Annotated in this window: 18 protein-coding genes and 1 pseudogene; 10 read left to right on the forward strand and 9 right to left on the reverse strand. The window is 59.5% G+C overall.

What is annotated here, in order from left to right; all coding sequences use genetic code 11:
* Positions 1 to 229 precede the first annotated feature (229 nt).
* Positions 230 to 859: a response regulator transcription factor gene (locus AC066Y_RS31725; protein ID WP_478277307.1), complete on the forward strand. Its 630-nt coding sequence runs from the start codon at positions 230 to 232 to the stop codon at positions 857 to 859.
* A 290-nt stretch (positions 860 to 1,149) separates the two neighbouring features.
* On the opposite strand, the gene AC066Y_RS31730 is transcribed toward AC066Y_RS31725, so the two are convergent.
* The 4 genes from AC066Y_RS31730 to AC066Y_RS31745 form a co-directional block, all read right to left on the reverse strand.
* Complete coding sequence (locus AC066Y_RS31730; protein ID WP_478277308.1) at positions 1,150 to 1,548, reverse strand: response regulator transcription factor; 399 nt, start codon at positions 1,546 to 1,548, stop codon at positions 1,150 to 1,152.
* Positions 1,545 to 2,612 (reverse strand): HWE histidine kinase domain-containing protein, encoded by a 1,068-nt coding sequence (locus AC066Y_RS31735; protein ID WP_478277309.1) that lies wholly within the window; start codon positions 2,610 to 2,612, stop codon positions 1,545 to 1,547. Before AC066Y_RS31735 ends, AC066Y_RS31730 begins: the two co-directional genes overlap by 4 nt.
* Before the next feature lie 115 nt (positions 2,613 to 2,727).
* Complete coding sequence (locus tag AC066Y_RS31740) at positions 2,728 to 3,012, reverse strand: MarR family transcriptional regulator (RefSeq protein WP_478277310.1); 285 nt, start codon at positions 3,010 to 3,012, stop codon at positions 2,728 to 2,730.
* 670 nt (positions 3,013 to 3,682) lie between these two features.
* Entirely contained in the window at positions 3,683 to 5,491 is a 1,809-nt protein-coding gene (locus AC066Y_RS31745; protein WP_478277311.1) for an MASE4 domain-containing protein, read from the reverse strand.
* Between the two features lie 96 nt (positions 5,492 to 5,587).
* On the opposite strand from AC066Y_RS31745, the pseudogene AC066Y_RS31750 reads away from it, so the two are divergent.
* Positions 5,588 to 5,765: pseudogene (locus AC066Y_RS31750) on the forward strand (transposase); the annotation flags it as partial.
* Positions 5,766 to 6,459: 694 nt separating this feature from the next.
* Here AC066Y_RS31750 and AC066Y_RS31755 read toward each other — a convergent pair.
* The 4 genes from AC066Y_RS31755 to AC066Y_RS31770 form a co-directional block, all read right to left on the reverse strand.
* Positions 6,460 to 7,437 carry a HEAT repeat domain-containing protein gene (locus tag AC066Y_RS31755; RefSeq protein WP_478277312.1) on the reverse strand — a complete coding sequence of 326 codons (978 nt, stop codon included), beginning with the start codon at positions 7,435 to 7,437 and terminating at the stop codon, positions 6,460 to 6,462.
* A 2-nt stretch (positions 7,438 to 7,439) separates the two neighbouring features.
* A complete protein-coding gene (locus AC066Y_RS31760) occupies positions 7,440 to 7,673 on the reverse strand; it encodes a 4Fe-4S dicluster domain-containing protein (RefSeq protein WP_092226673.1) in 234 nt (77 codons plus the stop codon).
* 34 nt (positions 7,674 to 7,707) lie between these two features.
* On the reverse strand, positions 7,708 to 9,450 hold the full coding sequence (locus AC066Y_RS31765) for a fumarate reductase/succinate dehydrogenase flavoprotein subunit (protein ID WP_478277313.1): 1,743 nt from the start codon (positions 9,448 to 9,450) through the stop codon (positions 7,708 to 7,710).
* Between the two features lie 105 nt (positions 9,451 to 9,555).
* Positions 9,556 to 10,329 carry a ferredoxin--NADP reductase gene (locus AC066Y_RS31770; protein WP_478277314.1) on the reverse strand — a complete coding sequence of 258 codons (774 nt, stop codon included), beginning with the start codon at positions 10,327 to 10,329 and terminating at the stop codon, positions 9,556 to 9,558.
* Positions 10,330 to 10,551: 222 nt separating this feature from the next.
* Between AC066Y_RS31770 and AC066Y_RS31775 the strand changes: the two genes are divergently transcribed.
* The 7 genes from AC066Y_RS31775 (at position 10,552) to AC066Y_RS31805 (ending at position 17,474) form a co-directional block, all read left to right on the forward strand.
* Complete coding sequence (locus AC066Y_RS31775; RefSeq protein WP_478277315.1) at positions 10,552 to 10,908, forward strand: gamma-butyrobetaine hydroxylase-like domain-containing protein; 357 nt, start codon at positions 10,552 to 10,554, stop codon at positions 10,906 to 10,908.
* Between the two features lie 158 nt (positions 10,909 to 11,066).
* Entirely contained in the window at positions 11,067 to 11,843 is a 777-nt protein-coding gene (locus AC066Y_RS31780; RefSeq protein WP_478277316.1) for a Crp/Fnr family transcriptional regulator, read from the forward strand.
* 166 nt (positions 11,844 to 12,009) lie between these two features.
* Positions 12,010 to 13,431 carry an ABC transporter substrate-binding protein gene (locus tag AC066Y_RS31785; RefSeq protein WP_478277317.1) on the forward strand — a complete coding sequence of 474 codons (1,422 nt, stop codon included), beginning with the start codon at positions 12,010 to 12,012 and terminating at the stop codon, positions 13,429 to 13,431.
* A 41-nt stretch (positions 13,432 to 13,472) separates the two neighbouring features.
* On the forward strand, positions 13,473 to 14,336 hold the full coding sequence (locus AC066Y_RS31790) for an ABC transporter permease (RefSeq protein ID WP_478277405.1): 864 nt from the start codon (positions 13,473 to 13,475) through the stop codon (positions 14,334 to 14,336).
* Positions 14,333 to 15,205 (forward strand): ABC transporter ATP-binding protein, encoded by an 873-nt coding sequence (locus AC066Y_RS31795; RefSeq protein WP_478277318.1) that lies wholly within the window; start codon positions 14,333 to 14,335, stop codon positions 15,203 to 15,205. Before AC066Y_RS31790 ends, AC066Y_RS31795 begins: the two co-directional genes overlap by 4 nt.
* Positions 15,206 to 16,744: 1,539 nt before the next feature.
* Entirely contained in the window at positions 16,745 to 16,918 is a 174-nt protein-coding gene (locus AC066Y_RS31800) for a hypothetical protein (protein ID WP_478277319.1), read from the forward strand.
* Between the two features lie 355 nt (positions 16,919 to 17,273).
* The gene (locus AC066Y_RS31805; RefSeq protein WP_229165582.1) at positions 17,274 to 17,474 is read left to right on the forward strand and encodes a hypothetical protein; all 201 of its coding nucleotides are present in this window, start codon (positions 17,274 to 17,276) and stop codon (positions 17,472 to 17,474) included.
* Positions 17,475 to 18,997: 1,523 nt separating this feature from the next.
* On the opposite strand, the gene AC066Y_RS31810 is transcribed toward AC066Y_RS31805, so the two are convergent.
* The gene (locus AC066Y_RS31810) at positions 18,998 to 19,207 is read right to left on the reverse strand and encodes a helix-turn-helix domain-containing protein (RefSeq protein WP_478277320.1); all 210 of its coding nucleotides are present in this window, start codon (positions 19,205 to 19,207) and stop codon (positions 18,998 to 19,000) included.
* A 53-nt stretch (positions 19,208 to 19,260) separates the two neighbouring features.
* Between AC066Y_RS31810 and AC066Y_RS31815 the strand changes: the two genes are divergently transcribed.
* Complete coding sequence (locus AC066Y_RS31815; protein WP_478277321.1) at positions 19,261 to 19,707, forward strand: hypothetical protein; 447 nt, start codon at positions 19,261 to 19,263, stop codon at positions 19,705 to 19,707.
* The last annotated feature ends 749 nt before the right edge of the window (positions 19,708 to 20,456 follow it).

Genomic DNA, 20,456 nt, shown 5'->3' on the forward strand with positions numbered 1-20,456 from the left:
GGGTCTCACGGCTTGTGGGTCAGCATCGCCATCTGCGCAGCCGTTGACCATTTGGCAATGTTGCGGGTCACAGAACTGGCAATGCTCTAAAAGAGGCTTCTGCTAAACCCCCAAGAGCCGACGTTTAACGTCCGAAGTAGAAGCGTCCCTCGTGCGATCTCACAAAAAGATTACCTCGGACAGTAGTTCCTTGATAAGATGAAAGGCATCTCGTCGAAGGAAACTCACAGTGCGGCGGACGGTGCATATTGTGGATGACGACCTGTCGTTCCGGACAGCGCTGGAACGCCGCTTAAAGTATGCCGGTTACGAGGTGGCGGCTTATGCTTCAGCTCATCAGCTGCTGGACCACTTGCCCGACGCGTTTGGCTGTATCCTCCTCGACGTGCGAATGCCGGAAATAAGTGGTCCGGAATTACAAGGGCGCTTGAGCGAACTCGGCTCGACATTGCCGATCATATTCCTCACCGGCCATCCCGACATTCCGACCACAGTGACTGCCATTAAGGCCGGTGCGGATGATTTTCTGGTTAAACCTGTTACACCCGACGAGCTTCTTCGCTCAATTGAACGAGCCTTCGCAGCTCATGAGGCGACGCGTGACCTGCAGCAAAAACTGGATGCCGTTCGCGCCCGCATCAGGACATTGACACCACGCGAACGCCAGGTCTTCGACCTTGTCATTCGCGGCAACACCAACAAGGGGATCGCCCGCGCGATAGGCGGAACTGAGCGCACGATGAAGGCCCACCGCCACAGGGTGATGGAAAAAATGCAAGTCAAATCCTTAGCAGAACTCGTTTCTCTTGCCGAACGCGTCGGCGTCTTGGACAGCGCGTCCAGCAGCCCAGGGAGCTGATGGAGCTGCTCAAGAGAGTTGTTAGTAACGGCGCGCCTCTTAGAAACCAACCAGTAACGCGCCGAACCCCACCGCTTGGCGACGACACGCAAGTTGCGTGGCGGAGGATCTGTTCCCAAGCCGCAAAAAAGGCGCGGTCGAGCCAAGCAACGTCGCGGTCCAGACATGGCTCTCGAAAGCCTGCGCCGTGCTCCGCTGCGCTATCCCGGCAATTTGGATAACGTTGCTGAGCTGAAGCAATTGGCCGCGCTCGTCGCTAAATGAAGCGGCGATCAATTGTTTGGGTAGCATCAAGTAACCGAGGCTATCTTGAGCGACTCCATCAACGACCCCGCCGAGAACGGCTTTGTGAGGTAGGCGAGACACCCGGATTGATGCGCGGCCTCGCGAACGGCAGGAGTATCGTTCCCCGTCATATAGATGACCGGCACAGAGTTGCCAGACGCCTTAAGACGGAGCCTCACTTCGATGCCTGAAGCATTACCCAAGTTGATGTCAAGAAGGACGCAAACCGCCCCGCCGAAATCGCGGTGGTTCTCGAACGCCTCCGCCGAGGAAAACAGCAAGCTGGTGTAGCCGAGCTGTCGCAGCAGACGAGCTACGCTCCGTAGCATTGCGGCGTCATCGTCAACCACAAGGACAAGTTTGGGCTTCTTGCGTGTTAGTTTTTCGTCTGATGGTTCTTTCATATTGTTGTCGCGCTACTATTGCCAGACGCGGCAGGTGCCGAACTCAATGATTCCACTGCGCCCTGCAGAGCGGATTTCATCGCAAGAGATACTCGAATGGAGCTAAGACCGACCTGAAGTTCGTACACAAGTCCTTCCGGGCGATAGGTTACTTCAGCGATCTCGGCAAACCGCTTCGCCATTCCGTTCAGAATTGAACTTCCGAATCCCTTGCGCTTAGGGCAGTCCACCGTAGGTCCTCCGCTTTCGGTCCAAATAAATTCGAATAGATCACGTCCCTCGCATGATTGAGTGCATCCTTTGATCGTGATTCGTCCTTCCGGTCGCGAAAGCGCTCCATGCTTCACAGCGTTTGTTGCCAGCTCGTGGATGATGAGCGCAAAGTTTTGAGCTGCTGGTGTGTTGAGGGGCAGGCTGCAGCCGGTACAGCTAACTTGCTTGGCAAAGCTGATCAGCTCTTCCGAAACGATTTGATCGAGCGGCGCTCCTATCCACCCGCTGTCGGCGAGCATCGCGTGAGTGCGTGCCAACGAGTCCAGCCGCATTTCCAGTGCCTGCTTTGCGTCCGCGAGCGTTTGGCTTTCCATCAATGTTCGAGAAACGATCCCCTGTAGGACCACAAACAGGTTCCGAGACCTATGACGCAGCTCTCCGAAGAGAAATTGCTGATGGCCGTCGTGCAACAGAATTGCAGCGATCAATCCCGAAACCAGAATTACCTGAATGCCGCCGACTGCGGCGAACATGAGTAGCGGCCATTCAGCGCCCTCGGCGAGAGTAAGGCTGAAAGCGGGCGGGAGAAACAGAATTGAGCCGGTTGCCAAGGACGCTGCCAACGTCGCCATTCCGGGGTAGAAGCCACCAGGGAGAGCTATGCAGAGTACAGGGAGACTGTAGGCCGTGAATGGGGATGCGTTGGACAGCTCTTGGTGGAGAGCCAGCCTGACCAAAGTCGCTGCAGCGACCAACCCCAATGCGGAGCCGTAGACCCGAATTGGACGTTTTCGGAAGCGACGAATCCAGCCGAGCAGGTTGGGACTGTCAAAAGCATGCGCAAACAGCATCGGCAGCCCCGGATACGCGGTTGAGTCGATAGGTGTAAATAGTCCTGGGAGGCGGGTTCGAGCGCTCGCGCCGAGTAATCCCGCGCAATCGGTATTCGACTTTCGCGCGCCATCGTCAATCCGGCAAAGTGTCCAAAACGGTCAGTTCGCCGGCAGCTTTGTCAAGCAATCGGCGTATTTGCTGGTAGCTTCGCAGTCCAAAAAGAGAATTGAGCGCGCCATCATCTACGTAATAGCGGCGCCCTTGACGCTGAATGAGGCCCCAGCTTTGCAGCCGCTCCAGCCTCCGTGCGACGGTCGTTCGGGGCACGCGCATATAGGCTGCGATCTCGGCGACAGAGAATGGTTTTTGCTCAAACTGACCAAGAGCTATGCACACCCCGATAAAGAACGTCTCCAACCGGCCACCGAATGGCTCACTCGCCGGGGCTTAGGCTCCGTGCAAACTCCTCATGATGTCGATCACGAGGCGACAAAGCACCAAGCGTTGCCGTGCTGCTAGAATCTTGCTCGAACCACGTTTGTCCATTAACGGACTCAACCTTTGTCCGTCCTCTTTACCGCGCGGGTTCTGGCGGTCTTCAACATGGCGGATATGGATGATAACCGCAGCGTCGGCCGTGATAGTAAGCTCCAGTGGCTGCTGCTCCGACGGCGGCCGCACCTACCGCAGCTCCGTAGTACGCGCGTCGATGCACTCTCCTATGAACCCCCGCAACACTGCCAGGTGTGAGCGGGCGACCGACACGAGCGTCAGCTTTGTCTACGGAGATAACGACAGTCCCTGCAGGGGACCAGTGAAGCGAAGCGGGAGTCAAACACAACATCGCTGCACCGAGAGCAGCGCCGAGTACCGTTAGCCCTTTCATCCTTTTCTCCCCCTGATTAGCTTTTGGCCACAAAACTGAGCCGCCCCTGGTGTTTTTCTACCCCGACCCAAATTCCTCGGTGCGTTATTGATCTATATCAAGCCCAACCCGCAAATTTCCGATCTTCCTCAGCGGGCATCCCAGGGGTAGAGCCACCACTTCGGAAAAGGCTAAAACCGGAAGCGCGTGAGGTTGATTCGATCAACTCATCGACGCGGCCGAGCGCTGCGCGCCGACCGGTATTGCAAGCTCAAAAGTGGTGCCGTCGGTGTCGGAATTGATCAGCCTCAGTTTGCCTCCGTGGTTTGCAACCAAGGTAGAAGAGATGGCGAGCCCCAATCCCATACCACCAGGTTTCGTCGTAAAGAACGGATCGAATATGCGCGCTCGCGCCTCGGCCGGAATTCCAGGTCCGGAGTCTCGTACTGAAATCAATACTGTCGATTGACCGTCGAAACTGGTCTTAAGCCGCAGCCGTCGTGCTTCAGGGGGCGTGGAGGACATCGCATCGATAGCATTTCTGACGAGGTTCAAGAGTACTTGCTGGAGTTCCATACCATCCATCTGCACCTCGGGAAGGTTGCCTTGAAGCTCCGTGGTGACGGATATTTCGTTGAGTTGAAGATCGTGTTTCAACAATCTTAGTGCGAGCTGCCCCGCATCCTCAGCGCTAGTCAGAGCGCTTCGATGAATCGTCTTGGTTGTCATCGCGCGGATGCTCGAAATCATTGCATTCGCGCGATGGCTGTCACCCTCTATGTCCATTAAGATGTCTTGGATATCTTCTAGCTTGGGAGGACTCGACCGTAATTGGTTGAGGGCCGTACTTGCATTCAGCGCGATGGCTCCCAATGGCGTTCTCAACTCATGGGCGATAGCGCCTGTGACAGTCGCCACGCTTAAAAGCCTGTTGGTGCGTTCGCGTCGCTGCAAAGTGATGGCGCTGGCAAGCCGTGAATAGAGAAACATTGTCTCGACGAGCAAAACGCCCAGCAACATGCAACTGCCGATCAGAACAAAGCAGCGGGCCGCGTACCAACCGATGGAAAATCGCACCGAACTGCCGATGATCGCCACCAAGAAATTTGGCGAGTACGCAAGCAAAGTCAGCATCAACCATAGATCGAGGATAGTGCGCCTGCGAAATAGCAGCACAGTGAGCGCGGTAAAACCCCATAGCAAAAGCGCCACGTTGGCCTGATTGCCAAGGGGTGTCTGAAATCTGACGTCGGTATAGAAGCTCGGGAGATATTCGGCTTTTGTCGTCACGATCCAAGTCAGTCCCGTTATCACCGCAAGTACGCAAGCAATGGTGATTGCAATGGCTGCTATTACCGCTCTGTCCGATCTGGCGGCTCCCTTGGCATCCTTGGAGAGCGCATAGACAATAATGGCTGCCGGAAACGTCGTGTGCCAAAGCACGTAAATCCAAGCTGGACTGTTAGGCCCATCACCAATCAGACCAGCGGGGGCGTACCCGCCCGGAAAGGCCAACGTCTGTAGGAATGCGAACGAACCGCTGAAAATGTAACCGCTTGCGAGCGCGAGAAGAGCGGCGTGCGGCTGGATGGAATATTGAGCGAACAGAAGAGTTGCCGTGATAAAATCGATGATGGTCAAGGCTGTCTGCAAAACTGGAATGAAGGCATCCATCCGGCCCAACTGCATGCTCGCGAACGGTGCGATAACCGCCGCCGCAACGAACAAGAGGACCGCGACGCCGACGGCAATCGCCTTTTGCTCTGCGGTTGCGGGCATGTTTGCGATAATTAATGGGAAATCTTGTTCTTTTTGAACCGCGTCTCCGGCTGCATCGTACGGTAACCGACCGCCCGTTTGTGCGGCGCGCGGCCATACTGCTGTCGCGCCGTGTATAAATTTCCTGAAACGGCGCGACCTCATGGCACCCCCAAAGGACATAATTCGGCATTGTAACCTTCCAAACGCCACACTTGAAAGGCGTTCTGATGAATCATCTTTCGGAGAATCGACGATGTCTGACGGGGTCATGAACGACAAAGCTCAGCATGAGCATAAGCCCGCTTCAGGTGCACAGCGCCCGACCCGCTCCTTGGCGGCCATGTTGAGCCGAACAGTCTTGCCGTGATCCAAGCCCTTAGGGACGAACGATGCGCTACTGACGGAGAGTGGCAGCCATCAAGCCGATGCTACCGAACGATCATCGTGTCCTCAATGGCATCTTCTGGGTCTTGCGATCTGGGACGACCTGCCGGACAACTGCGGTCCGTACACGACCTACTACGACCACTTCGTTCGCTGGCAATGAGCGGGCGTGTGGGCTCTATGATGAATGCCCGGGCAGGCTCCCATGAGGTAGGCCGCGCCTACTACCTGCCTCACATCCTCCCGATCATCAGTCGACCGCACGGTTGCAAGTGGATGTCTGACTCACCTGGGCAGAGCGGACATGCTCTGCCCATCGATTGTCGGCGGCTTCGGCCCGATGCGGACCTCGGCGCAACACCACCAAACCTTGTCAGCTTGGGCCTTGCAAGGTTGCCGTAGCGTCGCCCTCTGCACATACACCGCCCATCGGCTTTCCGCGGCGCTCGGTTCATGACCGAAATGCCACGACGCTCAACGTGTCGTGAAGGCAAAGAGCAGACGGGAAGGGACAACGCGGGCCGTTTCTGCGGGCAAAAACCGGGCCTGCCATACCCAGCCCAATTCAATTAGCGCTTGATATCGGAGGCAACAAATGACCGCACCTCATCAAGAAAACGTGCCAAAGCTGGCTCACCTTCCAGCATTAGGTTACACGGCGATTCAGAATGAAGAGGGAGTACGTCCGACAAGCCAACCGTGCCGGCTCGCCGACGTGGCATAGCTCCGGACTGCGGAAGGAGCGCGTTTGCATTGCCGGCCCTGCGCCGCTCCAAGGCGATGGGTTTTGCTTGTGAACGTGCCGTCGTCGGGTTCGCGACGATCCGACCAATTCGCGGAGCAGGTTTTCTGACCTACGATTTCGCCTTCGCCTTTTTCGCCGCGATCTGTTGCAGCGCCCAGCGCGCGTTCTTTCGCACATCGGGATCCTGGTCGTCCGCAATGACCGCCAGGAACGCCTCGCCGTCGGGATGAGCGATCTCACCGAGCGCGGCGGCCGCTTCCTTGCGCAGATTCGCCTGCGCGTGATTGACACAATTCCCGATCGGGCGCACGGCCAGCTCGATCTTCATCTTGCCGAGGCTGCGGACGGCCTTGAGCCGCACTTGCCAAAACTCGTCCGCGAGCAACCCGATCAATTGATCCGCCGCCAACGCGCCGTTGACATTGAGCCCCAGCGTCTCGGCCGCCATCTCGCGCACCATCCAGTCGCCGTCCTGGAGCGCACGCCTGATCGTTTCGGCTGCGGGTTTCATCTGCGAAAACGCCAGCGCGCTCACCGCGGCGCGTCGCACATGCGCGTCGGGATCGTGGATCAGCGCCGTCAGCGCCGGAATCGATTCCTCGAGCTTGAGGAAGCCTATCACTCCGATCGCCTGCACGCGCACCGCCGCGTCCTGGTCCCGCAGGGCCTCCAGCGCCGGCTTCAGCGTATCCTTGCGCCGCAGCTCCTTCAGCGCCCGCAACGCCCCCATGCGGACGAAGGCGTGGGCATGTTTGACCAGCGGCAGGATGACATCCGCACAGGCCGGGTCCTTGAACTCGGTCATGCTGTCCGCCGCGGCCGCCGCGACAATGCTCTCGGGGTCGACCAGTAATCCTGCCAGCGCATCCGCCGCCTCCGGCCCGTCGAACTCTCCCAGCGCCATCGCGACCTGCTGCCGCACGCCGGCATCAGGATCTGGCACCATCCTGGCAAGATGGCCGACCGCGGCCGGATCGCCCGAATGGCCAAGTGCAATGATGGCGACGCGACGTTCCGCAGGGTCCGCCGCCTGCAGCCGCTCGTCGGCGTCCTCGAGATCGTCGTAGGATTCGAACGGGCTCGACATGCTCACCTCAACAGGTAGGGAATATTGACGGTCACAGCGCCAGTCGGGCAATCCGCCTCGCAGGGCATGCAGTACCAGCACTCGTCATAGGCCATGTAAGCCTTGCCCGTCATATCGCTGATGCGCAGAACGTCCAGCGGACAGACGTCGACACACACCGTGCAGCCCTTGTCCGCGATGCATTTGGCGTCGTCGACCACCACGGGGACCGACGTCTGATGGGAAGCGAGTGGCATCGTCCAATCTCCTGTTGTATTGCGGTCGGTCTGTTCACACGCTGGCGCGGACGCGCTGCTTGTCGTAGAGATCCTTCTCGTCGTCCGCGATCGGCACGATGTAGGGCTCCACGGCGCGCTTCGCACTCGTCATCCTGCCATCCTGTTTGGACAGCAGCGTGTGGCAGAACCAGTTCTCGTTGTCCTTCTCCGGGAAATCCGTGCGCCAGTGGTAGAGGCCCCAACGGCTCTCCTCGCGGAACAGCGAGGCGTACGCTGCCATGTCGGCGCAATCCATGATCGACTGCACTTCGAGCGCGCGGAGCAGTTCATGCGCGTTGCGCGCGATCATTCGCTGCGTCATGTCCTCGCGGACCTCAGCGAGCCGACGCATGCCAAGTTCGTATTTGCGCGTGACCTTCGGCGGCTGCAGATAATCGTTCACCAGGCGGCGCGTCTTGTATTCAATCTGGTTCGGCGGAATACCGTCCTCGCGCGTGGTCGGCGCCAGCACACGCTCACGCTCCATGGCGACGTCCGCGGCGTCGAAATCAGCGAAATCATGACTGTCGGCGAATTCCATCGCGTCCGTGCCGGCGACTGAGCCGTTGGTGAAGGCGCCCAACATGTAATTGTGCGGCACGCTCGCCATGTCGCCCGCGGCGTAAAGGCCCGGCACCGTGGTGCGCGCGTGGTCATCGACGAAAACGCCTGAGGCGCTGTGACCCGAGCAAAGGCCTATCTCGGAGATGTGCATCTCGATCGATTCCTGACGGTAGTCGACCCCTCGCCCCTGCTGGAACAGCCCGCGCGTCGGCCGCTCCACCTTGTGCAAGGTCGATTCGATCTCCTCGATCGTTTTCTCATGCAGGTGCTTGAGCTGGAGAAAGACCGGGCCTTTGCCCGAAAGCAGCTCGTTGTAGAATTCGAGCATCATCTGGCCCGACCAGTAGTCGCATTCGATGAAGCGCGAGCCCTGGTTGTTCGCGGTAAAAGCGCCGAAGGGTCCGGCGACATAGGCGCAGGCCGGGCCGTTGTAGTCCTTGATCAGCGGATTGATCTGGTAGCATTCGAGGTTCGCGAGCGCAGCACCGGCGTGATAGGCCATCGCATAGCCATCGCCGGAATTGGCGGCATTCTCGTAAGTGCCGAACATATAGCCCGAGGTCGGAAGTCCGAGTCGGCCGGCCGCTCCCATGCACAAGATCACAGCCTTGGCCTTGATCACCAATATCTCGGCGGTGCGGGTGTTGACGCTGATCGCGCCCGCCACGCGTCCGTCGGCGGATTTCAGCAGCCGCGTCGCCATGTAGCGGTTCGAGATCAGGATACGGGCGCGGCGAAGCTGGCGATACAGCGCCTTCTTGACCGTCTCGCCATTCGGCATCGGAAGAACATAGGTGCCGATATGGTGCACCTTCTTGACCGCGAAGTCGCCGTTCTCGTTCTTCAGGAAGCGGATGCCGAAACTATCGAGCTCCTCGACGATCTTGTAGCAGTTCTGGGCGTATTTATAGACCGCCTTCTGATCGACGATGCCATCATTGGCGATCGTGATCTCCTTGGTGTACTGCTCGGGCGTCGCGTAACCCGGAATGACCGCATTGTTGAGCCCGTCCATCCCCATCGAGATCGCGCCGGAACGCTTGACATTGGCTTTTTCGAGCAGCACGACATCCGCCTTCGGATTCCTGAGCTTGGCCTTGAGCGCCGCCATCGGGCCGGCCGTGCCGCCGCCGATCACCAGCACGTCGCAGGAAACCTCCGAAAGTCCGTCGACGATCTGATCTAGTGCCATCGCTTGCTCCTGGTTCGCCGGCGCAACCGGCGCCTCGACGTGAGATTTGTTCAGGTGGTCCGGCGGCGATAGCAATTAGTTGTCGCCGTCGGACAATTTCCGCCGCTATCGTTCAACGAAGGCCTTCTCGATCACGAAATGGCCGGGCTGGCTGTGATTGCCCTCGGCGAAGCCGCGCGCGGTGAACATCGTGTGGAGTTCGTCGAGCATCGCGGGACTGCCGCAAAGCATGATGCGGTCGGTCTCGAGATCGAGCGCGGGCTGCCCGATCTCGTCGAACAGCTGACCGGAGGCGATCAGGTCGGTGATGCGACCACGGTTCCTGAACGGCTCGCGGGTGACGGTCGGGTAGTAGACCAGCTTGTCCTTGATCAGCGGTCCGAGGAATTCGTGGTCACGCAGGCTCTCGACCAGTTGCTCGCCATAGGCCAGTTCCGAAACCTGGCGGCATCCATGGGCGAGCACGATGGTCTCGTAGCTCTCGTAGACGTCGGGGTCCTTGATCAGGCTGGCGAACGGCGCCAGCCCGGTGCCGGTCGACAACAGCAGCAGCCGCCTGCCCGGGATCAGATTGCCAGTGATCAGCGTGCCCGTCGCCTTGCGGCCGACCAGGATGATGTCGCCTTCCCTGATCTTCTGCAGCCGCGAGGTCAAAGGACCGTCGGGCACCTTGATGCTGAAGAACTCCAGCGCCTCCTCGTGATTGGCGCTCGCCAGGCTATAGGCACGCATCAGGGGCCGGCCATCGACCTCGAGCCCGATCATCGCGAACTGCCCGTTCTGGAAGCGAAAGCCGGGATCGCGCGTGGCGGTGAAGCTGAACAGGGAATCGGTCCAGTGCCTGACCGAGAGGACCGTTTCCTTCTGAAAAGCGCTCATCGTTCGTCTCTCCTTGCATGCGCGATGCAAGCAAGGTCTGGAAGAGACGCAAATCCGGCAATCGCGATCTGCTGTCTTCGGTCGATTAGTTTCATATTTTGCAAGCAGTGATTTGCAAGCAGGCGATCAGCGTCAGCGAGCCCACGGCTTTGCATCCGATCCGGCAATTAGTTGCTATCGCGCCCGTCGTTGCAGTGTCAGGAAACGGGGTGGAGAACCGTCATGACCGTGACTGCATTGGTAGCGCCGACCGTGATCGACTACGAGCCCAGCGCCGATCTCGCGACACTCGTGCTGCGCACCGCGCAAAACAATGAAGTGAGGCTTACCGCCGAGCAGCTCCGGCTCACCTGCAAATGCGCCCACTGCACGCGCGCCCGCTTCGACGGACGGTTTCCTGAACGGTTTCCCGGCATCGCGATCACCGAGATCGGCGATTTGGGCTACGGGCTCAACATCGCGTTCTCCGACGGGCACAACCGCGGAATCTATCCAAAGATTTATCTGCTGAGCCTGGCGGGACACGAGCAGATCTCGTGTTCTATCCCGGGCGCCGCTCGGCAAGCCGCTGTTCTATAAATCCCCTGATCTCAGCGATGAATTTTCCGGGCCGGCGCGCCTGGTGCAATCTCAAGACGACGCAGACGTCGGGTCCCACCTGCCCCCCACTTGCCAACCCGCTCTGGCACGGACATTGCTCATGTTTAGAACGGTCTGGACAATCCGGAGGCAGCTCGATGTTACTGCAGGCGGCCAATGCGGTTCGCGGGACCGTTCCCGCAACAATCCGGCCTGCCGGCAGTTCCTCGCTGCTGCTCACCGAGAACCAGCGATGGATCGGCGGGCCCCCGCCGCTGATGGAGAAGCTCACGCCACGCGAGCGCGAGCTGGTGCTCAAGCAGGGCCGTCGCAAGGTTCTCAATCGCGGCCAGACCCTGTTCAGCCAGGGCGGCAAGCATGACGGCATCTGGCTGATCGAAAGCGGCCGGATTCGCGTCTTCTACACCTCGCCCCAAGGGCGCGAGATCACGCTCGCCTACTGGCATGTCGGCAATTTCGTCGGCGGACCGGAAGTCTTCGAGGGCACCTTTCATCAATGGTCCGGTATTGCGTCGAGCAATTGCTGCGTCGTGCACCTGCCCGGCAAGGAGCTGCGCTCGCTGGCCGCGGAGCTTCCAAATCTCGCCATCGGCCTGATCGAAGGCCTGACGTTCAAGGGCAAATGCTACTCGGCGCTGGCCCAGATGCTGGGAACACGCTCGGTCACCCAGCGTCTGGCCCATCTGCTGCTGCACCTCGTCCAGCTCTATGGCGTCGAGGACGCCGACGGCACCGTGATCGCGGCGGCGTTCACCCATGCCGACATCGCCCACATGGTCGGCGCCACCCGGCAGTGGGTCACGATCAGCCTGAAGCGCATGCATGAGAAGGGGATCGTCGTGACCAAGCGATCCCAGATCGTGGTCTGCCGGCCCGAGATCCTGCAAGAGATGCGAGGACAGGCTTCCGATTGAGGCCGATGCACATGCAATTGGCTTCCCGGCGCCAAAATGCCCAAGGAGTAAGCAAGTGGCATTTCGCGGCAACTAATCGACAGCGGTGACGACTCCGGATTTGCCCTGCCGGCGCCCTCACCCAATCATGGCAGGCACAGCACATCCAACCTGGAAGAGGATGAGAATGGTCCGCCACCTTCCCACGCTCTCGCTCGCGATGTCGGTGACGTCGCTGGCGCTCCTGCTCGCGCAGCCGGCCGCGGCGGAAACGGTGACCATCGGCATCGGCACACAGGACACGACCACCAACACTGTCACGGCAGGCGTCGTCATCCGCCAACTCCATCTCCTGGAAAAATACCTGCCGACCGACGGCAAATACGCCAACATCAAGTTCGAGCTGGAGTGGCAGAACTTCACCTCCGGTCCGCCCGTCACCAATGCGATGATGGCGAACAAGCTGCAGATCGGCATGATGGGCGACTATCCGCTGATCGTGAACGGCTTCACTTTCGAGAGCAATCCCGAGAGCAAGAGCCGGCTGATCGCGATCGCCGCCTACAATCTCTCCGGCTCGGGCAACGGCATCGTCGTCCACAAGGACTCGCCGTACTATGATCTCGCCGACCTCAAGGGCAAGCTCGTCAGCGTACCGTTCGGATCCGCCGCGCACGGCATGGTGCTCAAAGCGATGCAGGACCGAGGCTACCCATCCGATTTTTTCCAGCTCGTGAGCCAGAGCCCGGAGGTCGGATCGACCAATCTCCAGGAGAAGAAAATCGACGCGCATGCCGACTTCGTGCCGTTCGCGGAGCTCTTGCCATTCCGCGGCTTCGCTCGGAAGATATTCGACGGCGTCGAGACGAACCTGCCGACCTTTCACGGCATCGTCGCGCGCACCGATTTCGCCGAGAAGTATCCCGAGGTGATTGTGGCCTACATGAAAGCGCTCATTGCCGCCAATCAATGGCTGCGCGACGATCCGAAGCGCGCCGCAGAGAAGATCCAGGAATGGACCGGCATCAACAAGGAGGTGGTCTACGTCTTCCTCGGGCCGGGCGGCAACATGACCACCGATCCCACCGTCAAGCCGGCGCTGATCGATGCCGCCGTCACCGACGTCACGGTGCTGCAGAAGCTCGGGCGCATGAAGGAATTCGATCCGAAGAAGTGGGTCGATGATTCCTACATCCGCAAGGCCTATGCCGAGATGAAGCTCGACTATGACACGCAGGTCGCAAGCGCAAAAAACTACGAGATTTCGGGCGAGGACAGCTTCTGCAAGAAGCCGGTCGCCGATCCGCGCAAGGCCGGCGAAGTCTGGGTCGACGATGCCGGCATCCTGCCGTTTGCCAATGCCGCCTGCACACTCGGCGCCTACTCCGACTTCAAGGCCAAGGGCAAGAAGATCAACGTCGCCTATGTCTTCGACACCACCCGCGGCATCAAGCTGTTCGCCGACCAGGCATTCTATGCCGTCGGCGACGGCGAGGTGGCACCCTTCCTGCTGAAGAAGGATGCGGAAGCCTACGCGGCAAGGATCAGCGGCAAGGTTCTGAGCTTCGACGAAGCAGTGAAGTCGGTCGTCAGCGGAGGCAAGACGTGAGTAGCAGCCCCGCCATCCTGCGGCACCAGGAGGACGACGCCATGCCGTCAGCCACGGCCGTCAGCGGGCCCCCTCCTGCCACGACGCCCGCTCTTGCGCCGTCATTCGACAAACTGGCGAGGCGCTGGTATCGCCTCAATCAGGACCGCCTGCGCGCGACCGCGATCGGCGCGCTTTCACTCGCCGCATTCCTACTCCTCTGGCATCTACTCACGACGTATCGCGTCGTCTTCTTCGTGCGTTTCATCAACGTGCCCACGCCGCTCGCAGTCTATACGAGCTTCACCAAGGCGATCCACGACCCCAAATTCCTGATGCACCTGCTGCTGAGCTGCCGGCGCATTTTCATCGGCTTTTCGCTAGCGGCCATCATCGGCATGCCGCTGGGACTGATCATGGGCCGCTTCAAGCTGGTCCATGAGGTGGTCTTTCCGGTTGCCGAAGTGCTGCGGCCGATCCCAGCGATCGCCTGGGTGCCGATGGCGATCATGCTGTGGCCGACCAACGAGCAGAGCATTGTATTCATCACGTTTCTCGGCTCCTTCTTCCCGATTCTGGTCAACACGCTGCACGGCATGACGCTGGTCGACCCCGTGCTGGTGCGCGCCGCGCAATGCCTCGGCGCCCGCGAGCGCTCGATTTTTCGCGAGGTGTACTTTCCTGGCTCGCTCCCGCACATCTTCACTGGCCTCACCGTCGGCATGGGCGTGGCATGGGTGTCCCTGATCGCCGCCGAAATGATCTCCGGACAGTACGGGATCGGCTACTTCACCTGGGAAGCCTATTCGCTGGTCCAGTATCCCGACATCGCCCTCGGCATGATCGCGATCGGCGTGCTCGGACTGGGATCGAGCTTGCTGATCCGGAGCGCCGGTCGACTGGTGATGCCCTGGAGGCCGAAATGAATGACGTTCGGACCAAACCGCCGCAAGGCCATATCGAGGTCAGCCATTTCTCCCTCAGCTACGAAAGCGTCGACGGTGCCGTGCAAGCCGTCAGCGACACGCATATTCATGTCAATCCGGGCGAGTTCGTCTCGATCGTCGGCCCTTCCGGCTGCGGGAAATCGACGCTGCTCAACGCGGTTGCCGGCTTTCTCAAGCCCACCACCGGCATCGTTACCGTCGATGGCGAGCCCGTGAATGGTCCGAGCGCTGAACGCGGTATGGTGTTCCAGCAATACTCGCTGTTTCCATGGAAGACGGTGCGAGAGAACGTCGAGTTCGGCCTGAAAATGCGCGGCATGCCGCGCTCGCAGCGCGAGCGCGCGGCGCGCACGCTGCTCGGACTCGCCGGGCTCGAGGCATTCGAGAAGCATTATCCAGAGAAGCTATCCGGCGGCATGAAGCAACGCGTCGGCATCGTGCGCGCGCTGGCCACGGGACCGAAGGTGCTGCTGCTCGACGAACCCTTCGGCGCACTGGACGCGCAGACCCGCGTCATCATGCAGCAGATCCTCACTAACATGTGGCAACGGCTGAAGATCTCGGTGCTGTTCGTCACCCACGACATCGACGAGGCGATCTTCCTGTCCGACCGTGTCTACTGCATGACCGCACGCCCCGGCTCGATCAAGGCGGAGATTCCGATTCCGCTTGAGCGCCCGCGGCAGCAATCGATGATGATGTCGTCGGAATTTCTGGCCCTGCGCCGAGGATTGATGTCCCTCATCCGCGAAGAAAGCCTGAAGGCGATGGGCGGCGAGATCAATGACCTGGGCATGCAGGGGCTCACAATCGAGCTGCAAGGGCATTCGCTCGCCGAGGTACTTTGATGGCAACGTCTATGATGCGGCAGAACGTCGCTGCCTGACAAACTCAAATCACATGCTTCGGCTCGGCATGAATACCGAAGGCGCCGCGAGTTTGAGTCACTGGAGCGCTACCGCCTTTCTCCCACGCCCGTCCGGACTTGGATATCTGCTGCAATCATTCGCTGAAGCACGAGCGAGCCATACGAGAACGAGCGTCTGTGGGGAGATCTGAGGTCTATGGATCCAGGGACGATGCTCAACGCAAAATCCGACAGGCTGATTAAGAGACGCATGATCTTCAAGAAGATTCAGTGGCCATTCCGACAAATGGCTGGTGGAACCGCTTTGAAGATGCAAAGACTTTTCACCCTGTCGGAACGAGAGGTTTCGACTGGCGAGACGAAGGGGGCCGCGTCCCGAACGCAGTGAACATTCGCTAAATCGTTAATTTTTCTTGCTGTAGCAGCCACTTCCGTCCCGTTTCGTTCACAGTCGTTTCACCCTATTCGTTGCGATTTCGTTGCGGCGTTCTCGATGCGGAACGGGCGTCGGTGATTCATTGGCATCTCAGATGAGCAGTGAGATCTCAGGCCCCAGGTTAACAGGCCGAACGGGACGCGCTCGCGGCACGTAGCGCAGTCCGCTCGTCATTGGTCGCAAAGCTGACCCGGACGTGACAATTGTCGAGAATGGCATTGTTGAGCCCGTAAGCCTTTTCGATCGATCCCGCGATCCATCCGGACACCTGCCCGCAGGAACGCTTTGCCCCCTGGCGAGTCCTAAATACTACATCGATCCTCGTTTGCGCCTAGATCGAACATGGACAAGGCGGCTGCCTATGCGATCTCACTCTTGATCGTCGGTATCGGCGGATGGATTCTTCTTGCCGGCCTAAGCTCTGGCGCGCCTGCTTTCTGGATCTGCGTCGCTCTCGTTCCCATAGCGATCGGACTGCTGAGCGCTTTCGGGCCAAAGTAGCAATCAATCCTTTCCCGGCCGCCTTCGGCCCGCGTCCATCACCTATCGAGGATCGATCTGTCGCAAGGCGTTCCCGGCGCCCGGAGGCCATCCGCCGGCTGGTCGACGTCGGCTGAAGGCGAAGAAGTAAGCGGATTGATATGATCAAGGTCGCGATAGGCTGGCTGGAATTACCGCACTGGCTCATCATCGCCGGAGTCGCGCTGGTAGTCGTCGGCCTCATTGGCCTTGTGAGCAGCCGCAGGCGTCGGGCCCATTCCGAGACGAACCAGCCACCGAGCCGCGCCCCGAATTGTCACCGCTCCCGGACCTTCTTGGCTCCAGGCCACGAGACAGCCGACGTAGAACGCCAGCGGAGCCGCAGGCGGATTGAGCCGCCCAAGCCCTTTGCTTACGGGCAAGCGCGGCGCCGACGTCTGGCCAAACTTCAACTGGGACGCCAAAGCACCCATCGGCGGAATGGGGTATCGGGTGCTAACCGATGGCCCGCAGGGAAACCTAATCCCAAATATCCATCGCCCGGAAGAATTCCGGTGTCCATCATCCCCGTTTGGGGCGGTGCGGTCCCAGGGATTGACCACCATGGTGCAGAACATCGTCGCCGGACTTGTCGTAGTGGCTTTGATTGTGATCGGTTCGATTAGCTACGCCCAGAAGCACCATCGCTGTGAGCAGGGGTACGTGCTCAAACATTGGCGTGCCCACGCGCTCAAGAAAACCCAAGAGACCTGCGGATCAATGAGCCCTTCAATTTAGCTCACTACGATGCCGCAACGGCTGGGACGGGTTGGCAACGCGGTACGATACTCGGCACACCTCAAATGCACCGCGTGCGGCCAGGTCGGCTGGTCGACACGCGGCTCGACTGGGGTGAGGTGATCAATTTCGCCAAGGGCGCCTCGGGCGGAGCGTCCTTCAAGTGCCACCTTCTGAGCCGACAGTACGAGGTCGGTCTCGCCCGTCCTTATCCAGCACCACGCAAAGTAATCGCCCCGTGTCGCTTTTGTCACATTCGGCAAAGAAACGACCGCACGAGCACCAGCGATAATTGCCCTGTAGCCGTTAGAGGGTAAAGGGTGTTCGTGCTCAGCTACCCATCTCGGAGATAACGATGTTGAAGTTTCTGGTTGTTGGAGTTGCTACTTTCGGTTTCGTGGCTGCTGCCAGTGCGGCCGACCTCCCTCGTCCGCAGCCGGTCACCGAACAGGCTCCGATTGGCAAGATGCCAATTGGCAAATATCCGGTTGGCAAGTACCCCGTCGGAAAATACCCGGTTGGAAAAGCTCCTGCTCCGATCGTAACGAAGGGCTAGCTCGAAGATCGCCCAGGCAGCGTCCCCCTTCAGTTTTCGCCGAAGGCCGCTGCTCGGTGCGTCCTCGGCGTGTTTCCCGCTCGCTGGGGCCATTCTTTGCGTAGAGCCGCCGCGGATCGCCCGTCCCCTCCGCCAGCTACTGCTTTATCCTGGTGGACCTCTTTAGCCGCCCCACCGTCATAGTCGGGCGACCATTGACCAAGTCGTTGTAGGCGGGTGCGGGCTTGCCCGATAGCTCTAGCGGCTTCCCACCTCCGCGGATCGGCGCGATCATGGGCAATGGGATCCAAGTCTCGCGAGTATATGTTGGGCGCGACGGTCAGGCACCCGGCCGAGCGGGCCAAGAAAGCCCGGCTGGAGGCCGACGCCGTCGCCTGCCAAGCTTGGAACTCGCCCGCATGCTCGCCTTCCAGGGCCCGGCACAGCCCTCCCCTGCGCTCGGCCACGCGCTCAACGCCGGCTATCGCTACCTCGAGGTAAGTGACTCGGCTGCGAGACCCAGCGGCGGCCGAAGTGGACGCCGATGCACGAACTCGAGCGATACATGCGGTCTGGAGCGATTGCGCAACCTCGAAGCTTGTGTTCGAGAGCTTGACAACCAACCGTTCTGATGGACTCGGATCAAATACCGAACATTCGCTGTCCCACCGCGCGTGAAGGTGGGACAAAAACCCAAAAAACTTGAACAGGAACAGCGTCGAACCAAAAGAGTGGCGCTCCCTAGGGGAATCGAACCCCTGTTTCAGCCTTGAGAGGGCCAAGTAAATCCACTGATGATCGTGCTGAAGAGAGTTCGGCGATAGAGACCCATGGATGTCAATCCCGACTCGTCTGCACAAGCAGGCGTAGCCCTTGGTAGCAACCTCCGCAATTATGGCTTCGTGATCGCGCTTCCACCGCCGCAAGGCCTCCGCGGTATAGTGTGCGGTGTCTTTGTCAACGGCGTCGCCGCAACTGCGACATAGCCATATACCGATAGCGATGGACCGACGCTGAGCCGGCGTTTGGGTCTTCTCAAAGCGGGGGCCGTTGACCGAAGCCGCATGGATATGCGCTGCATGTCCTGTTGAGAGACTTTTGCTTTCGTCGGAGTGCGGTCCCGCCGTCAGCCTCAAACATTCCGGATTGGAGCAAAAATGCGCGGCGCGGATTGCGAGCGTCCGCTTGGTGGCAGGCTGAATTCGTCTCGGTCGGGCATGGTCCGTGCTGGCACATGGCATCGACGCGACAAGTGTGCCGGGTCCGGATAGGTGGCGCAACGGTCCGCCTCCTCGGTCCGACGGGACTAAGCAGCCTCAAAGTTAATCTACCGGCGCTGCGCGGTTTGTCTGAGGCCGCTCGCTTCCTCGCACTTTTACCGAGTTTTTACGGCGTAACGACACTCGGCCGTGCGGGCCTGCCGGACCCGGGCCAACCATCGACGGTCGTATTGGCACCCGATCCCACAAGGCAAAATTAGCGCCCTCATAGCACCATCGTGCGGGCACCTTACTGCTTTCGTTAATTAGCCGGCCTCCTGCTAGTCATCGTCGACGAACCAACTCCTCCGGATCGACCCTTAGAGCCTTGGCTATCCGCTCGATCACCAAAAGCGATGGATTTCTCTTACCGCTTTCGACCCCGCTCAAGTACGTCTGATGGACCTCGGACAAGCCGGCGAGCTCTTCTTGGCTGAGCTTCCTTGCCCGACGTAAATCTTGAATGTTGAGACCGACTCGATCCTGCAAGCGCATGCAGGACAGCAAGAGAAACTGTGCTGTCTAGCCCATAGACTATGAGTCATAAAATGGATATCCTTCCCTTCGTTCAGGAAATTGGGCGACTTATGTCAGCAAGTCCGGTTGAGCTGCGCCTCAGTCCCTTCGTCAAATGTGGGCGTGAAGTCTCGAATGTAGGCTATCTCGACGTGTCGACCGGGAGAGTTGTGGCTTCATTGGAGGTCCCTCTCGAGCTGATCGAACGTGCGGTTCTCGCTAACGTGTCCGTGGAAATAGCTTTGGCAGGCGACGGTAAAATTGCGTCCTCTGTCGCTGGAGAGGCATCCGTTTGCTGGTCAGCGGTCAAGACGGTTTCCATTGACCACCTAATCCAGGAGTTCCTGGCTGGCGACAACCTGCGTCTTGATGAAACGACACAAGAGGAGCTGAGAATGCTCCTGAAAAGGCTTCAAGATTCAGCTCGTGCGGTGCAACGCGCGATCGCGTCGTTCGAACGTTCGGCAAATGAGGCATGAGAGCGACCCAGCAAGGCTCCGCTATTGTGTTCGGGCCGGAGGATCTTTGGCGATCACCGGACAATGCCGATTTCCGCTAGTGAGACCATTAGCCAGAGCGCTGGCCTTTCGCGAGACAAATCGGCGCGCGCATGCGTCCAATCAATGCCGGACTGCTAAGCGCCGACAGGCGCTGACTTGGCGAGCGCCTAGCGACACCGTCGCGGCGAGGCCCCTTCCTCGTCCCTTCCACATAGCACGATGCTGCTGCGTATGCCGATGAGATGATGCGTCATGACAATGATGATGCGGAACTAATGGCGCGCCGCCGTGTCCAACGACCTCGCCGGGCAAGCCCAACGCCTGCCGGCGTCGTGATGGAGATAGCGAACATTGACATCGTTGCCTCTGGTGTCGCTGGCCAATGAGCGAAACATGCTCCTGGTCCGAAGCTCCAATCTCGTTCTAACGGCAAATCTTCAATGCGACGCTCAAAGCAGAGATGTCGAAGACTACTGGCTGCGCTCATGAGCTTTCGTCTAACAGGCCAAGCTTCCCTCCGAATTCACCGTCGATCTTTACCTGTTCCCCGGTGGCGGGTGGCCACATGCTCGCAGCCGCAGACGCAATCAGCAAGACGCGCCTTGGCCTTGGCTTGGCTCTGCCGACATCGTAGAACGTAGTAGCGCCAACTCTTGGATGTGCAGACAACCACTTGGTCGCCCTGCGGCGACAGTGCTTTTATCTTGCACTCTTAATCGGTCGTCTCG

This window comes from Bradyrhizobium sp. USDA3010 (assembly GCF_056429065.1).

What these genes read in the sequence shown, in the direction of transcription:
- AC066Y_RS31810 (WP_478277320.1), bottom strand. Translation starts at nt 19,207, where the DNA reads ATGCGCTTGCAGGATCGAGTCGGTCTCAACATTCAAGATTTACGTCGG.
- AC066Y_RS31770 (WP_478277314.1), bottom strand. Translation starts at nt 10,329, where the DNA reads ATGAGCGCTTTTCAGAAGGAAACGGTCCTCTCGGTCAGGCACTGGACC.
- AC066Y_RS31735 (WP_478277309.1), bottom strand. Translation starts at nt 2,612, where the DNA reads ATGCTGTTTGCGCATGCTTTTGACAGTCCCAACCTGCTCGGCTGGATT.
- AC066Y_RS31780 (WP_478277316.1), top strand. Translation starts at nt 11,067, where the DNA reads ATGTTACTGCAGGCGGCCAATGCGGTTCGCGGGACCGTTCCCGCAACA.
- AC066Y_RS31785 (WP_478277317.1), top strand. Translation starts at nt 12,010, where the DNA reads ATGGTCCGCCACCTTCCCACGCTCTCGCTCGCGATGTCGGTGACGTCG.
- AC066Y_RS31730 (WP_478277308.1), bottom strand. Translation starts at nt 1,548, where the DNA reads ATGAAAGAACCATCAGACGAAAAACTAACACGCAAGAAGCCCAAACTT.
- AC066Y_RS31805 (WP_229165582.1), top strand. Translation starts at nt 17,274, where the DNA reads ATGTTGAAGTTTCTGGTTGTTGGAGTTGCTACTTTCGGTTTCGTGGCT.
- AC066Y_RS31800 (WP_478277319.1), top strand. Translation starts at nt 16,745, where the DNA reads ATGGTGCAGAACATCGTCGCCGGACTTGTCGTAGTGGCTTTGATTGTG.
- AC066Y_RS31755 (WP_478277312.1), bottom strand. Translation starts at nt 7,437, where the DNA reads ATGTCGAGCCCGTTCGAATCCTACGACGATCTCGAGGACGCCGACGAG.
- AC066Y_RS31765 (WP_478277313.1), bottom strand. Translation starts at nt 9,450, where the DNA reads ATGGCACTAGATCAGATCGTCGACGGACTTTCGGAGGTTTCCTGCGAC.
- AC066Y_RS31790 (WP_478277405.1), top strand. Translation starts at nt 13,473, where the DNA reads ATGCCGTCAGCCACGGCCGTCAGCGGGCCCCCTCCTGCCACGACGCCC.
- AC066Y_RS31815 (WP_478277321.1), top strand. Translation starts at nt 19,261, where the DNA reads ATGGATATCCTTCCCTTCGTTCAGGAAATTGGGCGACTTATGTCAGCA.
- AC066Y_RS31795 (WP_478277318.1), top strand. Translation starts at nt 14,333, where the DNA reads ATGAATGACGTTCGGACCAAACCGCCGCAAGGCCATATCGAGGTCAGC.
- AC066Y_RS31760 (WP_092226673.1), bottom strand. Translation starts at nt 7,673, where the DNA reads ATGCCACTCGCTTCCCATCAGACGTCGGTCCCCGTGGTGGTCGACGAC.
- AC066Y_RS31745 (WP_478277311.1), bottom strand. Translation starts at nt 5,491, where the DNA reads ATGACCCCGTCAGACATCGTCGATTCTCCGAAAGATGATTCATCAGAA.
- AC066Y_RS31775 (WP_478277315.1), top strand. Translation starts at nt 10,552, where the DNA reads ATGACCGTGACTGCATTGGTAGCGCCGACCGTGATCGACTACGAGCCC.